At 68.3% G+C, this 20,527-nt stretch carries 20 protein-coding genes and 1 tRNA gene; 14 read left to right on the top strand and 7 right to left on the bottom strand.

The genetic code is table 11. The annotated features are described in order from the left end of the window. Positions 1-73: 73 nt before the first annotated feature. From EJI00_RS20865 to rbsD, 5 genes are read left to right on the top strand one after another with little or no spacing between them, the layout of a single operon-like run. The gene (locus tag EJI00_RS20865) at positions 74-1,705 is read left to right on the top strand and encodes a sugar ABC transporter ATP-binding protein (RefSeq protein WP_126749395.1); all 1,632 of its coding nucleotides are present in this window, start codon (positions 74-76) and stop codon (positions 1,703-1,705) included. Next, positions 1,702-2,685, top strand: a complete 984-nt coding sequence (locus EJI00_RS20870) for an ABC transporter permease (protein WP_126749396.1) — start codon at positions 1,702-1,704, stop codon at positions 2,683-2,685. Before EJI00_RS20865 ends, EJI00_RS20870 begins: the two co-directional genes overlap by 4 nt. A gap of 27 nt (positions 2,686-2,712) precedes the next feature. Further along, entirely contained in the window at positions 2,713-3,804 is a 1,092-nt protein-coding gene (locus EJI00_RS20875) for a LacI family DNA-binding transcriptional regulator (protein WP_126749397.1), read from the top strand. After that, a complete protein-coding gene (gene rbsK, locus EJI00_RS20880) occupies positions 3,801-4,769 on the top strand; it encodes a ribokinase (RefSeq protein ID WP_126749398.1) in 969 nt (322 codons plus the stop codon). Before EJI00_RS20875 ends, rbsK begins: the two co-directional genes overlap by 4 nt. Further along, positions 4,766-5,158: a D-ribose pyranase gene (gene rbsD, locus EJI00_RS20885; protein ID WP_126749399.1), complete on the top strand. Its 393-nt coding sequence runs from the start codon at positions 4,766-4,768 to the stop codon at positions 5,156-5,158. Before rbsK ends, rbsD begins: the two co-directional genes overlap by 4 nt. A gap of 13 nt (positions 5,159-5,171) precedes the next feature. Here the strand turns inward: rbsD and EJI00_RS20890 are convergent, their stop codons facing one another. Both EJI00_RS20890 and EJI00_RS20895 read right to left on the bottom strand, forming a co-directional pair. Then, the gene (locus EJI00_RS20890; protein WP_126749400.1) at positions 5,172-6,185 is read right to left on the bottom strand and encodes a glycerophosphodiester phosphodiesterase family protein; all 1,014 of its coding nucleotides are present in this window, start codon (positions 6,183-6,185) and stop codon (positions 5,172-5,174) included. Continuing rightward, positions 6,182-7,063, bottom strand: a complete 882-nt coding sequence (locus EJI00_RS20895; protein WP_126749401.1) for an MOSC domain-containing protein — start codon at positions 7,061-7,063, stop codon at positions 6,182-6,184. Before EJI00_RS20895 ends, EJI00_RS20890 begins: the two co-directional genes overlap by 4 nt. Positions 7,064-7,153: 90 nt before the next feature. Here EJI00_RS20895 and EJI00_RS20900 point away from each other — a divergent pair, with 90 nt between their 5' ends. The 4 genes from EJI00_RS20900 to EJI00_RS20915 all read left to right on the top strand — a co-directional run bounded on the left by EJI00_RS20900 (position 7,154) and on the right by EJI00_RS20915 (position 11,792). Then, a complete protein-coding gene (locus EJI00_RS20900; protein WP_126749402.1) occupies positions 7,154-8,305 on the top strand; it encodes an FAD-dependent monooxygenase in 1,152 nt (383 codons plus the stop codon). Between the two features lie 20 nt (positions 8,306-8,325). After that, on the top strand, positions 8,326-9,048 hold the full coding sequence (locus tag EJI00_RS20905; RefSeq protein ID WP_126749403.1) for a DsbC family protein: 723 nt from the start codon (positions 8,326-8,328) through the stop codon (positions 9,046-9,048). Next, a complete protein-coding gene (locus EJI00_RS20910) occupies positions 9,048-10,901 on the top strand; it encodes a M61 family metallopeptidase (protein WP_126749404.1) in 1,854 nt (617 codons plus the stop codon). The genes EJI00_RS20905 and EJI00_RS20910 overlap by 1 nt, the downstream gene beginning before the upstream one ends. Positions 10,902-11,012: 111 nt before the next feature. Then, positions 11,013-11,792 carry an enoyl-CoA hydratase gene (locus EJI00_RS20915; RefSeq protein ID WP_126749405.1) on the top strand — a complete coding sequence of 260 codons (780 nt, stop codon included), beginning with the start codon at positions 11,013-11,015 and terminating at the stop codon, positions 11,790-11,792. A 25-nt stretch (positions 11,793-11,817) separates the two neighbouring features. Here the strand turns inward: EJI00_RS20915 and EJI00_RS25460 are convergent, their stop codons facing one another. After that, the gene (locus EJI00_RS25460) at positions 11,818-13,179 is read right to left on the bottom strand and encodes a hypothetical protein (protein WP_260590799.1); all 1,362 of its coding nucleotides are present in this window, start codon (positions 13,177-13,179) and stop codon (positions 11,818-11,820) included. After that, the gene (locus EJI00_RS20930) at positions 13,176-13,841 is read right to left on the bottom strand and encodes a sigma-70 family RNA polymerase sigma factor (RefSeq protein WP_126749407.1); all 666 of its coding nucleotides are present in this window, start codon (positions 13,839-13,841) and stop codon (positions 13,176-13,178) included. Before EJI00_RS20930 ends, EJI00_RS25460 begins: the two co-directional genes overlap by 4 nt. Positions 13,842-13,990: 149 nt before the next feature. Between EJI00_RS20930 and EJI00_RS20935 the strand changes: the two genes are divergently transcribed. Further along, a tRNA-Met gene (locus tag EJI00_RS20935) sits at positions 13,991-14,067 on the top strand. A 210-nt stretch (positions 14,068-14,277) separates the two neighbouring features. On the opposite strand, the gene EJI00_RS20940 is transcribed toward EJI00_RS20935, so the two are convergent. Next, on the bottom strand, positions 14,278-15,021 hold the full coding sequence (locus tag EJI00_RS20940; protein WP_126749408.1) for a TetR/AcrR family transcriptional regulator: 744 nt from the start codon (positions 15,019-15,021) through the stop codon (positions 14,278-14,280). Positions 15,022-15,148: 127 nt separating this feature from the next. Here EJI00_RS20940 and EJI00_RS20945 point away from each other — a divergent pair, with 127 nt between their 5' ends. Beyond that, entirely contained in the window at positions 15,149-16,060 is a 912-nt protein-coding gene (locus EJI00_RS20945) for a c-type cytochrome (protein WP_126749409.1), read from the top strand. Positions 16,061-16,084: 24 nt separating this feature from the next. Here EJI00_RS20945 and alkB read toward each other — a convergent pair whose 3' ends face one another. Beyond that, positions 16,085-16,744 (bottom strand): DNA oxidative demethylase AlkB, encoded by a 660-nt coding sequence (gene alkB, locus EJI00_RS20950; protein ID WP_126749410.1) that lies wholly within the window; start codon positions 16,742-16,744, stop codon positions 16,085-16,087. After that, a complete protein-coding gene (locus EJI00_RS20955) occupies positions 16,741-18,192 on the bottom strand; it encodes a PLP-dependent aminotransferase family protein (protein ID WP_126749411.1) in 1,452 nt (483 codons plus the stop codon). Before EJI00_RS20955 ends, alkB begins: the two co-directional genes overlap by 4 nt. Positions 18,193-18,289: 97 nt before the next feature. On the opposite strand from EJI00_RS20955, the gene EJI00_RS20960 reads away from it, so the two are divergent. From EJI00_RS20960 to EJI00_RS20970, 3 genes are read left to right on the top strand one after another with little or no spacing between them, the layout of a single operon-like run. After that, a complete protein-coding gene (locus EJI00_RS20960; protein WP_126749412.1) occupies positions 18,290-18,478 on the top strand; it encodes a DUF2970 domain-containing protein in 189 nt (62 codons plus the stop codon). Then, complete coding sequence (locus EJI00_RS20965; RefSeq protein ID WP_126749440.1) at positions 18,478-19,185, top strand: c-type cytochrome; 708 nt, start codon at positions 18,478-18,480, stop codon at positions 19,183-19,185. Before EJI00_RS20960 ends, EJI00_RS20965 begins: the two co-directional genes overlap by 1 nt. A gap of 16 nt (positions 19,186-19,201) precedes the next feature. Then, positions 19,202-20,482, top strand: a complete 1,281-nt coding sequence (locus tag EJI00_RS20970; RefSeq protein WP_185868180.1) for a cytochrome c — start codon at positions 19,202-19,204, stop codon at positions 20,480-20,482. Positions 20,483-20,527: the final 45 nt, after the last annotated feature.

Here is a 20,527-nt window from a genome sequence, read left to right on the forward strand (position 1 = left end):
GCTTCGCCAACCCCCTACCGGGGGCAACACCTGAGGCCCGGCAAAGCCGGTTCCTCGGTGTTTCTGGACTGAGGTGGTCATCGTGACTGACGCCCGTCGCAATACGTCCGCGCTCTCGCTGAGCGCGCTTGGCAAGGACTATGCGGCGCCGGTGCTCGACGACGTTTCGCTGGAGCTGAATGCCGGCGAGGTTCTAGCGCTCACGGGCGAGAACGGTGCCGGCAAAAGCACGCTGTCGAAAATCGTCTGCGGCCTGGTGCAGCCGACGCGCGGCCAGATGCTGCTGGGCGGCGCACCGTTCCAGCCCGCCTCGCGCCGCGACGCCGAGCGGCTGGGCGTGCGAATGGTCATGCAGGAACTGGGGCTGGTCAACACGCTGTCGGTGGCCGAGAACCTGCTGCTCGACCGGTTGCCCAACCAGACGGGCTGGATCCGCCGCGGCAAGCTGCACGAACTGGCCGCGCAGCAGCTCGCGAAAATCGGCATGCAGAACATCGCCCCGGCCACGCCCGTCGCGCGGCTCGGGATCGGCCAGCAGCAGATGGTCGAGATTGCGCGCAACCTGCAGGACGACACGCGCGTGCTGGTGCTCGACGAGCCCACCGCCATGCTCACGCCCCGCGAAACCTCGCACCTCTTCGAGCAGATCGAACTGCTCAAGGCGCGCGGTGTGGCCATCGTCTATGTGTCGCACCGGCTGGAGGAATTGCAGCGCATTGCCGACCGCGTGGCGGTGCTGCGCGACGGCCGGCTGGTCGACGTGCGCCCGATGGCCGGCGTGCGTGAATCCGAACTGGTGCAGCGCATGGTGGGCCGCGCGGTGCACGAGCACGAAGGGCGCGACCGCCGCGTGGCCGGCCCCGTCTTGCTGAGCGCACGCGGCATCGGCCGCGCTGAGGTCGTGCAGGGCGTGGACATCGACCTGCATGCGGGCGAAGTCATGGGCTTGGCCGGCTTGGTCGGCTCGGGCCGGACGGAGCTGGTGCGTCTGCTGTTCGGCGCGGACCGTGCCGACCGCGGCGAAATTCTTCTCTACGACGGCATCGCCAGCACGCAGCCGGTGCAGCGCGCGCCCAAGGGCTGGCGGTCGCCGATGCAGGCCATTCGCGCGGGCATCGGCCTGGTGACTGAAGATCGCAAGTCGCAAGGCCTGTTGCTCACGCAGCCGATTCGCGTCAACGCCACATTGAGCGACCTGGGCGCCATCTCGCACGCCGGCTGGCTGCAGCGCGCCAAGGAGCGTGGCATCGCCAAACGGCTGGTGGACCTGCTGCGCATCCGCTCGCGCAGCATCGAGCAGCCCGTTGCCACGCTGAGCGGCGGCAATCAGCAGAAGGTGGTTTTCGCGCGCTGGCTGCACCGCGAATGCAAGGTGCTGCTTCTGGACGAGCCCACGCGCGGCGTGGACGTGGGCGCGCGCGCCGATCTCTATGCCGAGCTCGACCGCATGACCGAGGCCGGCAAGGCGCTCCTGATGGTGTCGAGCGACCTGCGCGAGCTGATGGCGATGTGCGACCGCATCGGCGTGATGAGCGCCGGCCGATTGGTCGCAGTGTTCGAGCGCGGTCAATGGAGCGAACAATCGCTGCTCGCCGCCGCATTCAGCGACGCGGCAGGACGCGCCACCTCGCCGACGGCTCCGATGGCGGGAGCCGCCATTTCCGATTCGAATACGGCCCGACCGGCCTCCTCCCAGACACCATGAACGCAGCCGCCGCTACATCCGCCCAACCCTCCGCTCTCAAGGGCCAGTTGGGCACCTATCTTGGCCTCACGGTCGTGCTCGTGGGCATGGTCGTGCTTTTCGGTTCGCTGAGCGAGTACTTCTTTACCCGCGAAACCTTCATTTCCATTGCCAACGAAATTCCCGCGTTGGCGGTGATGGCCGTCGGCATGACCTTCGTGCTGATCATCGCGGGCATCGATCTTTCGGTGGGCTCGGTGCTCGCACTCAGCGCCGCGGTCACGGCCGCGGCCATCCTGCAGTGGCAGCTCCCGGTGCCCGTGGCTGCCGCGCTGGGCCTGGCGACCGGGCTGGTATGCGGCACGGTCACGGGCGCGGTGTCGGTCGCATGGCGCCTTCCGAGCTTCATCGTTTCGCTGGGCATGCTCGAAGCGGTACGCGGCGGTGCGTACCTGGTGACCGATTCGCGCACGCAGTACGTGGGCGACGCGATCTCCGGCTTGGCTGCGCCCTGGGTCGGCGGCATTTCGGCGGCTTTCGTGCTGGCGGTGGTGCTGGTGGTTGCGGGCCAGCTGGTGCTCACGCGCACGGTGTTCGGCCGGCATGTGGTGGGCATCGGCACCAATGAAGAAGCCATGCGGCTTGCCGGCATCGACCCGCGGCCGATCCGCATCATCGTGTTTGCCGCCACCGGCCTGCTGGCCGGGCTGGCGGGGCTGATGCAGTCGGCACGGCTCGAGGCGGCCGACCCGAATGCCGGCGTCGGCATCGAGCTGCAGGTGATCGCGGCCGTGGTGATCGGCGGCACCAGCCTCATGGGCGGACGCGGCTCGGTGGTCAACACCTTCTTCGGCGTGCTCATCATCGCGGTGCTCGAAGCCGGGCTCGCACAAGTGGGTGCGAGCGAGCCGAGCAAGCGCATCATCACCGGCGCGGTGATCGTGGTTGCGGTGATCATCGACACCTTGCGCCAGCGCCGGGCCGACCGCCGCCTGGCCTGACGCCTTCAAGAAAAAAGGGAACACGCCATGGCCACCATCAAGGACGTCGCGCTGCGCGCGGGAGTTTCGGTTACCACCGTCTCGCATGTGGTCAACGACACGCGCCACGTGAGCGCCAAGGGGCGCGAGCGCGTGGAGCAGGCCATCCGCGAACTGGGCTACGTGCCCAACGCGATGGCGCGCAGCCTGAAGAGCAACACCACGTCGACGCTGGGCATGCTGATTCCGAACAGCTCGAATCCGTACTTTGCCGAGATCGTGCGCATCGTGGAAGACCGCTGCTTTGGCGCCGGCTACACGCTGGTGCTGTGCAATACCGACGACGAGCCCCGCCGCCAGAGCGTGTACCTGCAGGTGCTGGCCGAGCGCCGCATCGACGGACTGATCGTGGTGTCCACGGGCGCGGGCGACGACGACTCGCTGGTCACCCAACTGCACGGCCTGCGCATTCCCACGGTGCTGGTCGACCGCGAGATTGCGGACCCGGCCTGCGACCTGGTGGAAACCGCCCACATGCAGGGCGGCCTGCTCGCGGTGCGGCACCTGCTGTCGCTCGGTCACAAGCGCATTGCCTGCATTGGCGGGCCGGTGGGCGTGATGCCGAGCGAGCAGCGCATCGAAGGCTGGCGCATGGCGCTGGCCGAGAACGGCGCCACGCCGAACGCCGATGCGCTACTGTGGCGCGGCGGCTTCACGAGCCAGGGCGGCTATGAGGCGATGCACGCCATCCTGCGTACCGAGCAGGCGCTTTCGGCCGTGTTCGTGTGCAACGACCTGATGGCCATCGGCGCCCTGCGCGCGGCGCATGAAAGCGGCGTGCATGTGCCCGACGACCTGTCGATCGTCGGCTTCGACGACATCGAACTCTCGGCCTACACCAGCCCGCCGCTCACCACCGTGGCGCAACCCAAGGAGCGCATCGGCGCACTGGCGGTCGACATGCTGCTGGAGCGCGTGGGCGGCAAGCGGCGCGATGCGCGCAAGGTGGTGCTGCAGCCCGAGCTGCGCGTGCGCGCCTCGACGGCGCGGCATGCCAGCTTCCGCGAGGCGGCCGCGCCCGCTCCTGCCACCACGCCTGCTTCTTCTCCAACGGAAAACCGAAAGTCCCGCGCCCCGTGAGTTCCCAGCCTTCTTCTCCCAGCGCTGCGCAGCAGCAGCCGCGCATCGTGGTGCTCGGCAGCCTGAACATGGACATCGTGCTGCGCGTGCCGCAGGCGCCGTCCGCCGGCGAAACCCTGCTGGGTCGCTCGATCGCCCACATTCCCGGCGGCAAGGGCGCCAACCAGGCCGTGAGCTGTGCGCGCGAAGGCGGCAGGGTCAGCATGATCGGCTGCGTCGGCAACGACGCGCACGGCCAAGCATTGCGCGCCGCGCTCACGCAAGACGGCATCGACACCGCCGCACTGCGCACGGATGGCAGCCAGCCCACCGGCACGGCGCTGATCCTGGTGGAGGACAGCGGCCAGAACCGCATCGTGATGATCCCCGGCGCCAACGCAAAGGTAGAGATCGACGAGGCGGCGCTGCGGCAACAGCTGCAAGGCGCCGCCTTTCTGGTGGCGCAGTTCGAGACACCGATGGACCAGGTCGCCCGTGCCATCACGGTGGCGCACGACGCAGGCTGCAAGGTGCTGCTCAACCCGTCGCCGGTGCAGCCCATCGCCGAGCCGCTGTGGCCGCGCATCGATACGCTGGTCGTCAACGAAATCGAAGCCGAGGCGCTGTGCGGACAGGTCGCCGACAGCCCCCCGGAAGCCGCCCTGGCCGGCCAGGCCTTGCGTGCCAGAGGCGTCGCGCGCGTGGTCGTCACGCTCGGTGCGCGCGGCGCTGTGGCCGTCGACGCCAACGGCGCGCGCCATCATCCCGCACCCAAAGTGCAGGCGGTCGACACCACCGCGGCCGGCGACACCTTCCTCGGTGCGCTGGCGGTTGCATTGGGCGAAGGCCAATCGTTCGACGAAGCCGTGCGCCTGGGCATCCGTGCCGCCGCGCTGTGCATTCAGCAGCCCGGCGCCCAACCTTCCATCCCGCAGCGCGACGCCGTGCTGCGGAGCCCGATGCCCCCCGACTGGACCGCGCTGTGAAACGTACCGCCCTGCTCAACGCCGAACTCTCCCAGGTCATCGCCTCGCTGGGCCACGGCGACATGCTGGTGATCGGCGATGCGGGCCTGCCGATTCCCGATGGTCCGCGGCGCATCGATCTTGCGGTGACGCGCGGTGTGCCGCTGCTCACCGATGTGCTTCAAGCCGTTCTGTCGGAGATGCAAGTCGAGAGCGTGGTGGTGGCCGACGAGGCCCTGAACGGCGCCAAGGCCCTGCCCGCCTGGTATCCGCAATCGCTTGGCATTGCGCCGCAGACCGTGTCCCACGAAGAGTTCAAGCGCCGCAGCGCTGCTGCACGCGCCATCGTGCGCACGGGCGAATGCACGCCCTACGCCAACATCATGCTGATCGCCGGCGTGAGCTTCTGAGCCGCCGTCGGCTTCAGTCCGGCACGCGAGAGCGCACGGCCGGACCGATGCGCTCGATGCGATTGGTCCACAGCCCGCCGCGATAGTCGGCGGGCAGCTCCGCAAGCGTCTCGGTGTCGTCGATGCCACTGCTGAAGTCGCCGCCCGCATACGGCCCCACCACCACCAGCCGGGTGCCGGCCATCTCCAGCCGCCGCTGCAACCGATGCGGCCAGCCCCAGAGCCATGGCGCCACATTGACCGGCACCAGCATCAAGCCGTTTCGACATGCTTCGGGCATGTAGCTCGACCAGCCAAGCGCCGCGTAGCGCAGCAGGCACTGCACCAGCGCACTGCGCGGCGCGACGCGAATGTCCGGCAATGCCTGGTTGAGCGCGCTGACCGGCTCGTCGCTGCCGTACACCACGAGTCGGCTTCTCTGCACGGCATCCAGAGCGGCGAGGCGGCCTGCAAGCAGCCGGCCTTCTTCCGCGTCGCGGCTCTTCATGTGAATGAGAAAGCGCCTCGTCGGGAACTCGCCCAGTACCTGCGACAGGCTCGGCATCAACCCGATGCCCTTACCTCGCAACGCATAGGTCTTGCCTCCGTCGGAGGTATAGCCGTAGCCGACGTCCAGCACCTGCAGTTGCGCCAGCGTGTGATCGCGCACGACGCCTCGCCCCTCGGTTCGGCATTCGAGCGTCCAGTCGTGGAACACCGCAAATGCGCCGTCTTTGGTGGGATGGACATCGAACTCCACCATGTCCGCGCCGGCGTCGAAAGCTGCCCGCATCGACGGCAGCGTGTTTTCGATCAACGCATGCGTCGGCGTGTGAATCTGAGCGGCGGTGCAAGTGTCGCGGCGCAAGCCGCGCACATCGAAAGTCTGGTGCACGCCGCGGTGGGACAGCAAAAAGGGCCGCGCGGCAGGCGGCTGGAGCCATCGCGACTGGTTGCCGGCAAAAAGCAGCACCGACGCCAGCGCGACGACCGCCAAAAGCACTGCCAGCCCGCGCAGCGTGCGGCTGCCTTTCCGGCTGCCCTTCATTCGAACCGATAGTTCGCGCCCACGGCCTGCCCCACCTTGAGCATGTGCTCCACGCCCTGCAGCACGATGCAGTTCATGCCGAAGGTGATCCGCCCGTCGACGCGCGCATCCGCCCGGTAGGTGCGCAGCATGTCGCCGACCTCGGGGCTGCTGACGCCGGTGGCCGGGTCGATGTCCGGAATTGGGCAGCGCGTGCAGGGCTTCACGGGCTTGAGCTCGGCCTCGCCCTCGGCTGTTTCGACGTGCAGCGCGTCGACGCGGTCTTCGTCATGCGACTCGATGCCGGCCAGCACGATGTTGGGGCGGAAGCGTTCGATGCCGACTGCATCGTGCCCCGCGGCGGCCAGCCGCTCGTTGAGTTCGGCCAGCGAACCCTCGCTGGCCACCAGCAGCGGGTAGCCGTCGGCAAACTCGTTGGTCGCCTCCACGCCATCCGTCCAATCCAGGCTTGAGAGGCGCTTTTGCTCAGGATCGAAGCGCACCAGGCGCAGCGTCTGCGGCTTGCCCGGCTCGGAGAGAAAGTCGCTGAACCATTGCGCGGCGATGTCGCCCATGTCGTAGGCGGCGACCTCGTCCTTCCAGACCTTCGCGCGCACCGGCTTTTCGACCTTGTCGAACGCGAGGTGCAGGGCCAGCATGCCGGGCGCCCGCAGCACCACTTCCATCTGCTTCATCTGCGGCTTGATCAGCGCCATGCGCGGCAACTGGCGCTGGGTGACGAACTCGCCCTGTGCATCGACCACCATCCAGGCGCGGTCGAACTCGAGCCCGGTTTCGGTCAGCAGCGCCTCGGGGAGCTCGACCCCCGCGCATGATTTGACGGGGTAGACGAACAGGCGCGCAATGGTGGCCTGAAGATCGAAAGCGGGCTGTGGCACGTGGGGTTCCTTGGAATTCGGCGCAGATTCTCCCGCATCGGCCATTCCGGGGCGAGCCCCGGGCCCGGGCATAGTTCTTACAATGGGCCGATGGCCCTCCCCCCTGAAGTTTGCATACGCGGTGCCGGCATCGTCGGCCGGACGTTGGCCCTGTTGCTTGCGCGCGAACGCGTGCGCGTTGCGCTGGTGGCGCCGCCCGCCACGGCGGGCAAGGACGACATCCGCGCCTACGCGCTCAACACCGCATCGAAGAAGCTGCTCGAATCGCTGCGCGCCTGGCCCGATGCAGCCCATGCCACGCCGGTGCGAGAAATGCTCGTGAACGGCGACGAGGGCGGCCGCGTCGAGTTCAACGCCGTGCGCCAGAAGGTCGAGGCGCTGGCCTGGATCGTCGATGTGCCCGCGCTCGAAAGGCAACTGGCAGACGCGGTCCGCTTCCAGCCCCAGGTCGAAGTGGTGGCCGACCCGGTGCCGGCCCCGCTCACGGTGGTGTGCGAGGGCAAGTCCAGCACCACGCGCGAGGCGCTCGGCGTGAGCTACGCGGTCACGCGCTATCCGCAGCATGCGATTGCCGCGCGGCTCGAAGCGGCGCAGTCGCACGACGGCGTGGCGCGCCAGTGGTTCAACGACAAGGGCGAGGTGATGGCGCTGCTGCCGATGGGCGGCGTGCACGGCCGCTCGGTCGCGCTGGTGTGGTCGGTCGACCAGCTTCGCGCGCCCGCGCTGCTGGCGCAGAGCACTGAAGAATTCAACGCCGCCGTGACCGAGGCCAGCCATGGCGCGCTGGGCACGCTGCAACTCACGAGCGAACGCGCCGCCTGGCCGCTCGCGCGCGCCATTGCCGACCGCTGGACCGGCGCCATGCCCAACCCGGCGCAGGGCGCTTCTTCTTTGCAACCCGCGCAATCGTGGGCATTGGCTGGCGACGCCGCCCACACCGTGCATCCGCTCGCGGGCCAGGGCCTCAACCTGGGCCTGGCCGATGCGGCCATGCTGGCCGAGGTGATCAAGCAGCGCGAGTACTGGCGCAGCGTGGGCGATGCGCGCCTCTTGCGCCGCTACGAGCGCGCCCGCCGCGCCGACGTGTTCCAGATGAGCCTGGCCACCGACGGCCTGCAGCAACTTTTTTCGCACAGCACGGGGCCCCTGCCCGCGCTGCGCAACTGGGGCATGCGCGGTTTCGACCGCACGCGCCTCCTCAAGCACTGGATCGCCAACCAGGCGATGGGCTTGAGGGCATGAATCCATCGACCGGACTTTCAATGAAACTCGCACGCCACCTTCTTCTCGCCGCCTGCACCCTGGGCGCGGCTGTCACAGCCCTTGCCGGCGAGGCCGAGATCCGCAAGAACCTGCAGGCCCGCATTCCGCAGTTTCCGGCCATCGACGAAGTCACCAAGTCGCCGCTGCCGGGCCTGTATGAAGTGCGCGTGAACGGCTTCCAGATCTACTACACCGACGAGCAGGGCAACTACCTGCTGCAGGGCAACCTCATCGACGTGAATGCGCGCAAGAACCTGACCGAGGAGCGCATCGAGAAGCTCAGCCAGGTGTCGTTCGACAAGCTGCCCGTGAAGGACGCGATCAAGATCGTGCGCGGCAACGGCAAGCGCAAGCTCGCGGTGTTCGAGGACCCGAACTGCGGCTACTGCAAGCGCTTCGAGAAGGACATGAAGACGGTCGACAACGTCACCGTCTACCTGTTCCTCTACCCGGTGCTCGGCCCCGATTCGGCCACCAAGTCGCGCGACATCTGGTGCAGCAAGGACAAGGGCAAGGCCTGGGGCGACTGGATGGAAGCCAACGTCAAGCCCACCGCCGCGGCAAGCAGCTGCGACGTGACGGCGCTGCAGCGCAATGTGGAGTTCGGTCGCAAGTACAACATCACCGGCACGCCCACGCTGATCTTCGCCGACGGCACCCGCACGCCGGGCGCCATTCCGGCAGAGCAGGTCGAAAAGCAACTCACCGCTTCCACCAACTGATGGCCGCGCCGACGACCGCTTCTCGGCGCGCGCGAGCGGCTGCGCCGGCCGCCGCGGTGCGCTACCGCATCGAATGCGCGGACCTGCATGCGCGCCTGTTCGCCGTGACTTTGACCATCGAGGCGCCTTCCGCGCAGCAGCGTGTGACGCTGCCGGTGTGGATTCCGGGCAGCTACCTGGTGCGCGAGTTCGCCAAGAACCTGCAGGGCCTGCGCGCCGTGCAGGGGCGCCGCAAGCCGGTGCTGACGCAGCTCGACAAATGCAGCTGGCAGATCGATTGCGTGCCGGACCAGCCGCTGGTGCTGTACTACCAGGTGTGCGCCTACGACAACTCAGTGCGCACCGCGTGGCTCGATGCCGAGCGCGGCTTCTTCAATGGCACGAGCCTGTGCCTGCGGGTCGAGGGCCAGACCGATGCGCCGCATGCGCTGGACATCGTTGCGCCTGCGCTGTTGCCTGAAAACGCCCGCTGGTCGTGCGCCACCGCCCTTGTTCCGTCGAAGACCGACAAGCACGGCTTCGGCAGCTACCTGGCAGCGGGCTACGACGAGCTGGCCGACAGCCCGGTCGAGATGGGCGCCTTCTGGAGCGCGGAGTTCGAGGCCTGCGGCGTGCCGCACCGCTTCGTCATCGCGGGCGCCGCGGCCTCGTTCGACGGCGAGCGGCTGATCGCCGACACGCAGGCCATCTGCGAAGCCGAGATCCGCTTCTGGCATGGCGACAAGGCGGGCAAGCGCGGCGGGCCCAAGCTGCCCATCGACCGCTACGTGTTCATGCTCAACGCGGTGGACGACGGCTACGGCGGCCTCGAGCACCGGCACTCCACGGCGCTGATCTGCAACCGGCGCGACCTGCCGCAGCGCAACGCCAAGAAGCAGCCCGACGGCTACACCACGCTGATGGGGCTGATCAGCCACGAGTACTTCCACACCTGGAACGTCAAGCGCATGCGCCCGGCGGAGTTCGCGCATTACGACTACGGCCGCGAAAACTACACGCAGCTGCTCTGGTTCTTCGAAGGCTTTACCAGCTACTACGACGACCTGCTGCTGCGCCGCGCGGGCCGCATCGACGACGCCGGCTACTTGCGCCTGCTCAACAAGACCATCAACCAGGTGCTGCAGACGCCCGGCCGGCTGGTTCAGCCGGTGGCCGACGCAAGCTTCGACGCCTGGATCAAGTACTACCGGCAGGACGAGCAGACGCCCAACAGCACCGTGAGCTACTACACCAAGGGCGCGCTGGTGGCGCTGTGCTTCGACCTCACGCTCCGGCGCGAAGGCAAGGGCACGCTCGACGACGTGATGCGCCACCTGTGGATGCAAAGCGGCGGCGGTCCGATCAGCGAAGCCGACATGGCCGCTGCGCTCGAAGCCGTGGGCGGCCGCTCTTATGCAGCGGAAATTGCGCAATGGGTGCATTCCACCGACGAGCTGCCGCTTTCGGACTTGCTGCGCGCGCATGGCGTGGCCGCACTCGAAGACCCCTCGCAGCCGGCGCAGGCGCTGGGCCTGCGCGTGGCCGAAGCCAACGGCAGTGTTCAGGTCAAGGTGGTGCTGCGCGGCGGCGCGGCTGAAAAGGCCGGCTTCTCGGCCAATGACGAATGGATCGGCATCGAGCTGCCTGCAGCCGGCAAGAAGGGACAGCAGCGGCCCGCGCAGGCCTGGCGCATTACCAAGCTGGACGACCTGGCGCTGTATCTGGGCGATGCCACGCGCTTTACCGCGCTGGTGGCGCGCGACCGCAAGCTGCTGAGGCTACCTCTCGTGCGGCCGGAGGGTGCCACCACGTGGCGGCTGTTCCTGCACGACGCGGCCAAAGTGGCGGCCTGGCTCGCGCCGGTGCGGCGCTGAACTACAGACGCTCAAATTCTCAAGTAAGTCTTGCCCAGCGTGGCCGCAAAGGCGCCTGCGCCTGATGCTGGGTATAGTGAAGCGAGGCATTTTCTTTCTCCCGGAGACACCATGAGCTACGAAAACATCGAAGTGCGGACCGAAGCAGGCAAGGTCGGCATCATCACCCTCAACCGTCCCAAGGCACTGAATGCGCTCAACGACGCACTGATGACCGAGCTGGGCACCGCGCTCAACGCCTTCGATGCCGACGACGCTATCGGCTGCATCATCCTGACCGGCAGCGAGCGCGCCTTTGCGGCCGGCGCCGACATCGCGGCCATGGCCAAGTACAGCTTCATCGACACCTACAAGGGCGACTACATCACGCGCAACTGGGAAACGATCCGCTCGATCCGCAAGCCGGTGATCGCGGCCGTGAGCGGCTTTGCGCTGGGCGGCGGCTGCGAGCTCGCGATGATGTGCGACTTCATCATTGCGGCCGACAACGCCAAGTTCGGCCAGCCCGAAATCAAGATCGGCGTGATCCCCGGCGCCGGCGGCACACAGCGCCTGCCGCGCGCGGTGGGCAAGAGCAAGGCCATGGACATGGCGCTCACCGCCCGCATGATGGACGCGGCCGAAGCCGAGCGCGCGGGCCTCGTAAGCCGCGTGGTGCCTTACGAAAAGCTGGCCGACGAGGCGCTGGGCGCCGCGCTGGTCATTGCGGGCTACTCGCAGATCGCGGTGATGGCGGCCAAGGAATCGGTCAACCGCGCCTTCGAAAGCGGCCTCTCCGACGGCGTGATGTTCGAACGCCGCCTGTTCCACGCGCTGTTTGCCACGGCCGACCAGAAGGAAGGCATGGACGCCTTCCTCAACAAGCGCCAGCCCGACTTCAAGAACGCCTGACGGCGCCGCGGCGCCAGCTTGCCTGCTATTGCCGCGCGAGCTGCACCCGCAGCGCAGCGAGCGCCGATGCCGGCGGCGTACCGACCGATGGACGGCCGCCCGTTTGCGGCGTCCATCGCACCTGGTCGCCCGCGATCTCGAGCACAGCGAGCAAGGTCGCGCCGCGGTAGAGCTCCAGGCGCGCCTCGACCGGCGCGGCCAGGTCGCCGCCGGGAACCGTGGCCGAACGCGCCACCGAATTCACCGATGCCGCGAGTCCTTCGACGTCGCCGCGCGCATGGCGCACGGCTTGCCCGGCGCGCACGTAGTTGAATGACGTCCAGCCGTCCAGCGCCGAGAACTGCGATGTATCGCCCTGCGGGCTTGCACCCTTGGCGGCGGCTGCTGCGCGCGGAGCGGGCGCCTGGCGCATGGCGGGGGAAGACTCCGCATTGGCGTTGCGTTGTGCGGACAACGCCGGCGCGCTGCTGTCCGCAGATCCGCGCTGAACTGACGGCGGGCCTGGCAGGGCCATGGGCGCGTCGGGTGGAGCGGATGCAATCGCGGGCGAGCCACCGATGGCCCCGCTGGCGCGGTCACTTTCCGGTTCGGTTGAACGGCGATCCTCCGTGCGCGGGAACGCCCGGGGCTCAGCCGTGGATTGCTCCGCAACGGAAGGCGGTAGTGCTGGTGCTGGTGCTGGTGCTGGTGCTGGTGCTGGTGCTGGTGCTGGTGCTGGTGCTGGTGCTGGTGCTGGTGCTGGAGGCGCCGCGGCGGCCACGGGCGGCGGCACCTCCAATGTCTTCCTGTCCATCTCCGGCGTGGCCGCGGCCTGCTTGCCGGACGGCGCCGGTGCGGGCCGGCGCAACGCATCGGCCCGGCTCCTGGCCGACTCCTCGTTCGCTGCATTGCGCGCAGGTTCGGCGGCTTGCGGGGCCGGATGGACGGGCGCAGCTTCACGTGTCGCCGGTGCTTGCGGCACCGGTGCGGCAACTGCGGGACTGGGCGCCGAAGGTTGCACAGGTGCCGGCGCCGCGACTCCGCCAACCTGCGCCTCTCCGTCGAGCCGCGCATCGGGAATCGGCTCGCGGTACCAGAGCACGGTCACGAAGGTGGCTACGAGCACGGTTGCAAAGGCCGCATTCCACGGCATGCCGGAATGCGCTTCTCCTGCGCCGAACAAACGGCGCCACCACGGTGCGGAGCCCTCGCTGTCGGATGCCGGCGCCGTATTGGAAATAGGCGCCAAGTTGTGCGCCATCTTCCTGATTGCATCCCGGATGCGCGGATCGGGCACGGCGCCGCTGTCGGGCGCATGGTCGAGGGCGCGACGCAGCACCGGGTCGTGCAACGCGCCGTCGTTGTCGCCGCGCTCGAAACCGCTGCTGTTCTTGCCGCCGCTGCTCATGCGCGCTGCTCCAGCACCGACAGATAGCGCTCCATGCAGCCACGCAGTTTCTGCAGCCCGTAGCGCAGGCGGCTGCGCACGGTTTCGAAACCGATTTCCAGGCTGGCCGCGAGCGCCTCGACCGTCAACCCGTCTTCATGGTGCAGCAGGAATGCGGCGCGCTGCTCAGGCGGCAGTTCGTCGAGGCAGGCCAACAACCGGCGGCCGGCGGCGCGCCAGAACGCGAGCTCCTCGGCCGAAGGATGCGCCGCGGCATCGACCGCGCCGCGCACGCCACGGTCCAACGTAGGCATGGCATCGTCGCCGTCGTCCGGATGGGCGTCGAGCGCCACCTCGCGGCCGCTCACGCGCAGCCGGTCCATGGCCAAGTTGTGCGCAATGGTGAAAGCCCAGGTTCTCCAGGCGGCGCCTTGCGGCGAAAAGCTGTCGCGCGCGGAAATGATGCGCACCCAGGTGTCCTGGAACACCTCGTCGGCCTGCGCCGCCAGCCGCGCGCCCAGCAGCCGCTTGACGAAGCGGAACAGCCCGCCCTCGTGGCGCGCGTAGAGCACGTCGAACGCGGCGCCGTCGCCGCGCGCGTAGGCCAGCATCAACTGGTCGTCGGGCATGGCGTCGCGCTCGGTGGCGGCTTTGGCGGAAGGGGCGCGGGGGAGCGCGGACATCGGAGGATTCTCACCCGGGCTTGTACGGGCGGCAGCCGGCTTCGGGGTTGGGCGTCGCAAAAAAGACACCGCATTCGGCTTGCCGGAGCTTGATCGAAGGCCCGCAGCCTGCGCTATAATCTTGGGCTCGGCACAAAACTGCGCCGAACGGCTCTTTAGCTCAGTCGGTTAGAGCGATGGAATCATAATCCACAGGTCCGCGGTTCGAATCCGTGAAGAGCCACCAAGATCATTAAAAGCCTTGCAAGTCAACGACTTGCAAGGCTTTTTTGTTTTCCGCGGCGTGCCGGTTCCGTCCCTTTCGACCCTATTTTTTCCACTGCCGGGCCCGGTGCCCGTTCAGCGGGCAATGTGGTGCAAACCCGCGCCAGTGCTTGCTCCGGCGACCTGGGTCCTCAGACAACCCACAGAGTTGTGCACAGAAAAGCGGGACAAGTCATCCGCTGGACTTGCGCGGCTGCTTGGCGCGCCCCGGCGCCTTGACCGGCGCATCGGCCAGCGCCGGAAAAGGCGGCAGGGGACGGCAGGCCACCTGCTTGGCGGCGGTTGGTTCCATGCCGAATGCCCGCAGCAGACAGGTTGCCACTTCTCGCCCATGGGCGGCGGGCAAGCCCCCTATCGCCACGCTGCGCATGGCCTGGGTCACGGCGCCGTTCAACACGTCCATGGCGGCCGCTTCGCTCGGCACCCGAAAGCTCTTCTGCTTGATGCCAAGGCGCATGTCGGCCAGCGCGTAGTGCTGGATCTCGAGCAGCAGCGACGGCGCCGCCGCGGCGACATCCAGCATCAGCAGCGCCCATGCGGGGCTTTCGTGCGCTAGCCAGATGTAGCGCTGGATACCGATCGCCATGCGCTGCGCCCCTTCGGCCACGCCGGCCTGGCTGCCCGAAATGCGTTGGCACAGCGTGTCCGCTAGCCACAGCGCCACGGCGCCGGCCAGCTCTTCCTTGGTTTTGAAGTGGTTGTAGACGGTGCCGGTCGTCATGCCAGCCACCGCCGCAATCTCCAGCATGGTGGCCGCCGCGTAGCCGCGTGCGCTGAATACCTTGATGGCGGCCTGCACCAGCTGCAGCCGCGTGCGCTCGCGCTTCAAGAGGCCCGGCCGGGGCGCCACAAGACTTTCGGCCAGGGCGGCCGGAAGTGGTATGGACGGCGCCATGAAGCCGATCGTACTATCCATTTTTGAACGCAATGTTCATTTTTGATTCACTCATGCAATAACGAGAGTTTGCCATGCAATCCAATCCCCGCCGTCGCCCGCCGGCCTTTGCAGTGCGCCGTTCCGCACACCCGCTCCGGAGGCTCGCATGAGTGCCGGCGTCAAATGGGCAAAGCGCGCGGCGGTGCTCGTGGCCATTCTGGTTGCTGTTGCCGCCGCGGCGCTGTGGGTCGGCAACGAGCTTGCTACGCGCAAGATGCGGCGTACGGTCGAAGTCGCGGCGCAGCCCGTCGCCTTCCGCAGTGCGAGCGACAGCGCAGCGCTCGAGCGGGGGCGCTACCTGTATGCGTCCCGCGGCTGTGTCGATTGCCACGGTGCAGCGGCCAATGGCCGCATGTTCCTGGACGACGGCAACGGGATGCGCATCGCGGGGCCGAACATCAGCCCCGGGCCGGGCAGCGTGGTGGCGGGCTACACCCCCGTGGACTGGGTGCGCGCCATCCGGCATGGCGTCTCGCGCAGTGGCCGGCCGCTCATGGTGATGCCCAGCGAGGACTACAACCGCTGGACCGACGACGACCTCGCGTCACTGGTGGCCTACCTGCGCTTCAAGGAACCTGCGAGCGGCACAGGCGCCGTGGTCGAACTGCCGTTGCCGGTGCGGGCCCTCTACGGATTTGGCTGGATGCAGGATGCCGCAGCAAAGATCGACCATACCCGGCCACCCGAACAGCCCGTGCCCGAGAGCGTGACGGTGAAGCACGGCGCGTATGTGGCCAACATGTGCATCGGCTGCCACGGCGCGAAGCTCGGCGGCGGCAAGATTCCCGGTGGTCCGCCGGAATGGCCTGCGGCCTCCAACCTGACGCCAGGCGAAGGAAGCGCCATGGTGCGCTATCCGGATGCGGACGCGCTGCTGGCGCTGTTCAAGACCGGCAAGCGGCCCGACGGATCGGCGGTGAAGGTCATGCCCTTCGAATCGCTCCGCGAGATGAACGAGACCGACGTGCGAGCGCTGCACCTGTACCTGAAAAGCCTGCCGGCAAGCCCCAAAGGCTAGCGAGCGGCCCGCTCGTTACCTTGCTCAGCCCGCCTTGCGGAAAGTGAGGTTGACGCGCCGGCTGCCCAGCAGCGCATGCGGCCGGTCTGCGAGCGGCAGCACGCCGTGGTAGCGCAGCCGGTCCGGCCCGCCCCAGACGACGACATCGCCGTGCCCGAGCGGAATTCGGACGGTCTTGTCGCCGCGCGCGAGCCCGCCAAAAAGAAACGTGGCGGGCATGCCGAGTGAAACCGAAACGATGGGCGCGCCGTAGTCGCGCTCGTCCTTGTCCTGGTGCAGCGACAGCCGCGTGCCGGGCTCGTAGCGGTTGACCAGGCAGGCGTCGGGCGCGAAGCCTTCGTACCCCGCTTCGGCGGCGGCCGCTCGCGCCAGGCGCTCGAACACGGCGGGCATCGGCGGCCAAGGCCGGCCGGTCTCGGGATCGAGTTCGCCGTAGCGGTAGCCGCGCCGGTCCGAGATCCAGCCGAGGCGACCGCAGTTGGTCATTGCCACGGACATGGTGAGGCCGCCCGGCGTCACGAGGTGCCGGAATGCGGCGCGCTGTTCGACCTCGTTCAATGCCGGAAGAAGTTCGTGCACGAAGGGCAGCGCGAAGCCACGCAGCACGAACGCCCCCGGGCCGATGGCCTCTCTGCCGCGCGGCAGGTCGGCATCTGGAGCATCGGAAAAAAGATCGAGCGTCACGGCGCGATTTTCTCGCGCACCGGGCTGCCGGCCGCTGCCTCGGCCACCAAATGCCCCAAGGCTTGCATCGCCTTTTCGGCCTGCGCGTCCCACGCATGGCCGTAGTTCAGGCGCAGGCAATGCGCAAAGCCGCGCGTCGCCGAAAAGATCGGCCCCGGCGCCACGCTGATGCCGAGCTCCAGCGCCTGGCGATGAATATCGAGCGCATTCACGTGCGCCGGCAACTCGACCCACATGAAGTACCCGCCGAGCGGCCGCGTGGCACGCGTACCCGCCGGAAAGTAGTGACCGACGGCTTGCGCAAAGCTCGCCTGCTGAACAGCCAACGTCTGGCGCAGCTTGCGCAGGTGCTTGTCGAGTCCGCCCTTCTCCAGATAGCTTGCCAACGCAAGCTGCGCAGGCACCGAGGTGCTGAGCGTGGTGGTCAGCTTCAGCCGCGCCACCGAGTGCGCAAAGCGCCCTGCCGATGCCCACCCGATGCGGTAGCCCGGCGCAAGGCACTTGGAGAATGAAGAGCAATGCAGCACGAGGCCCTGCGTGTCGAAGGCCTTGGCCGGAGGCGGGCGCCGGTCGCCGAAATAGAGCTCTGCGTACACGTCGTCTTCGATCAGCGGCAGCGCGTGAAGTGCGAGCAGCTCCACCACGGCCTTCTTCTTCGCGTCGTGCATCAGGCTGCCGAGCGGGTTCTGGAAGGTGGTCATCAGCCAGCAGGCCTTGGGCCGGTGGGCCGCAATGGCGAGCTCCAGCGCGCCCAGGTCGATGCCTTCGCCGGGATGCGTCGGCACCTCGATGGCGCGCAACCCCATGCGCTCCAGCGCCTGCAGGGCCGCATAGAAGGTCGGCGATTCGACGATCACCGAATCGCCGGGCCGCGTCACCGCCGCAAGGCACAGGTTGAGCGCCTCCAGCGCGCCGTTGGTAACGACGATTTCATCGGCCGGAACCTGCATGCCGTCGCCCAGGTAGCGCAGCGCAATCTGCCGGCGCAGCGCCGCGCTGCCGGGCGTGAGGTCGTCCACCGTGCTCCACGGGTCGAGCGACTTGGCGCTGGCAGCCATGAACTGGCCCAGCCGCGCGAGCGGAAACAGCAGCGGGCTCGGGAACGCCGAGCCGAAAGGAACCACCTTGCGCGACATGCTGGCTTCGAGAATGTCGAACACGTGGCCGCTCACGTCGAGCGATTTCGGCCCTTCGGCCGGGCGCGACGTGAGGTTGGCCTCGGGCGGGGCATCGCGCAGCCCGCCGGCCGTGACGTAGTAGCCCGAACGGTCCCGCGCGCGCACCAGCCCGCGCGCCTCCAGCAGGTAATACGCCTGGAACACGGTGGACGCGCTCACGCCCCGGCTCTCGCCGGTCTGCCGCACCGAAGGCAGGCGGTCGCCGGTCTTCAGCGTGCCCTGACGGATCGATGTCTCGATGTCGGCGGCAAGGGCTTCGTAGCGCTTCATCGCGGGGCTGCTTTCATCCGGGGGACTTTATCTGCACTGGTGATTTGACCCGGAACTGCATCTGTTTTTTTGCCTGCGGTTGCGGCACAGTCGGTGCATGGTCAATCTCATGCGCGCGGTACGCGCCGTTCTCTGGAGTTTCATCGGGCTGGGCGGCCGCCGCGCGGACGCCGACCGGCGCACCGAGCAGGTCGGGGTGCTGCCGCTGATCGGCGTGGCGCTGGTCACGGTGCTGCTGCTCATTGCGGGGCTGGTGGCGCTTGCGCACTTTGCGGCCGGCACATGATGAAGGCCGTTTGCCACTTCTTCAGAGGCCTTGCAGGAATCGCATTGCTGTTGCTGCTCGGCGGCCACGGGGCTGCCATGGCGGCCGGCGGCATCGAGCAGCGCGTGGCCGCCTGCATTGCCTGCCACGGACGCGAAGGCGCCACGACAAACGCCGGCTACTTTCCGCGCCTTTCGGGCAAACCCGCCGGATACCTGTTCAACCAGTTGCGGAGCTTTCGCGACGGCCGGCGCTTCAATGCCGATATGACCTACATGGTGCAGCACCTCTCCGATGCGTACCTGATGGAAATGGCCGAATACTTTGCGGGTCTGGACCTGCCCTACCCGCCCGTCTCGTCCGCGAGCGATGCAACGCCCGCGCAGTTGGCGCGCGGCCGGCAGCTGGCGCTCGAAGGCGATGCGGCCCGCCGCATTCCGGCCTGCGTGCAATGCCACGGCGCAGCACTCACCGGCGTGCAGCCGGCCATTCCGGGGCTGCTCGGGCTGCCGCGCCTCTATGTGTCGTCGCAGCTCGGCGCCTGGCTGACCAGCGAGCGGCATGCGCTCGCGCCCGACTGCATGGCCGAGATCGGCCGCCGCATGACCACCGCCGACATCAACGCCGTGGCCAGTTGGCTCGCGGTGCAGCCCATGCCGGCCGACCCGAAGCCCGTGTCATCTTTGCCCGCCCCCCTGCCGATCGCCTGCGGCGGCATGCCGAAGTGAGACGGCCATGAAGAAGATGCGATACCTCGGCTGGACATTGCTCGTTGTGGTGCTGCTGCTCGGCGGCGCCGCCGGCGGCATCGTGGCGCTGAACCTGCGCGGCGAAGACCCGCTGCCGGAGCAGGCCGAGGCCTTCAACGCCACGCCCCAGCAGGTCGAGCGCGGGCGCTATCTTGCGCTGGCCGGCAACTGCGCCGGCTGCCACACCACGCGGGGCGGCCAGCCCTATGCGGGTGGCCTGCCGATCGAAACGCCCTTCGGCACCGTGTACTCGAGCAACCTGACGCCCGACGAAAAGTCCGGCATCGGCAGCTGGAGCAGCGCGCACTTCTGGCGCGCCATGCACAACGGCCGCAGCAAGGACGGCCGGCTGCTGTATCCCGCGTTCCCGTATCCCAACTTCACGCAGGTCACGCGTGAAGATTCGGACGCCATCTACGCCTACCTGCGCAGCGTGCCGCCCGCGCCGGCGCCAAACCTGGCGCACCGGCTGCGCTTTCCCTACGACACGCAGGCCGCGCTGGCGGTGTGGCGGGCCCTTTCCTTCAAGCCCGAGAGCTTCGTCGCGAACGCCGGCAAGCCCGCCGAATGGAACCGCGGCGCGTACCTGGTCGGCGGGCTGGGCCACTGCATCGCCTGCCATGGCCCGCGCGATTCGCTGGGCGCAACGCAGACCCAACTCGGCCTTTCGGGCGGGTTGATCGCGGTGGAGAACTGGTATGCGCCTTCGCTTGCCGACCCGCACGAGGCGGGCGTGGCCGACTGGCCCACGGCCGAAGTGGTCGCGTTGCTCAAGAGCGGCGTCGCACCGCGCGGCTCCGTCATGGGGCCGATGGCCGACGTCGTGTTTCGCAGCACGCAGTACCTGAGCGAAGCCGATCTGGCCGCGATGGCGAGCTATTTGAAGGACCTGCCCGGCGCGCCGGCTCCGTCCGCCGCACCCGCGCGCCCCGCCATCGCCGTGCGCCGGGACGCCGGCACCATGGTGCGCGGCGCAAAGATCTATGACCAGCGCTGCGCCTATTGCCACGGCGACCAGGGCCAGGGAGTGCCGGGGGCGTTTCCGCCGCTGGCAGGCAACCGCGCCGTGAACATGGCGCAGACGGCAAACCTGATCCAGGTGATCGCGCACGGCGGCTACCTGCCCTCCACCGCAGGCAATCCGCGCCCCTACGGCATGCCGCCGTTCGGCCACCTGCTGGACGCGGGCGACGTGGCTGCGGTGCTCACCTTCATTCGAGGCTCGTGGGGCAACGACAGCCCGCCAGTGACGCAACTCGACACCATGCGGCGCTGAGCGGGGCGGGGCAAAACGCCCTGAATCCGTCGATGCCTGGCGCGG

It is taken from the genome of Variovorax sp. DXTD-1 (assembly GCF_003984625.1).
Taxonomy (GTDB): Bacteria; Pseudomonadota; Gammaproteobacteria; order Burkholderiales; family Burkholderiaceae_C; genus Variovorax.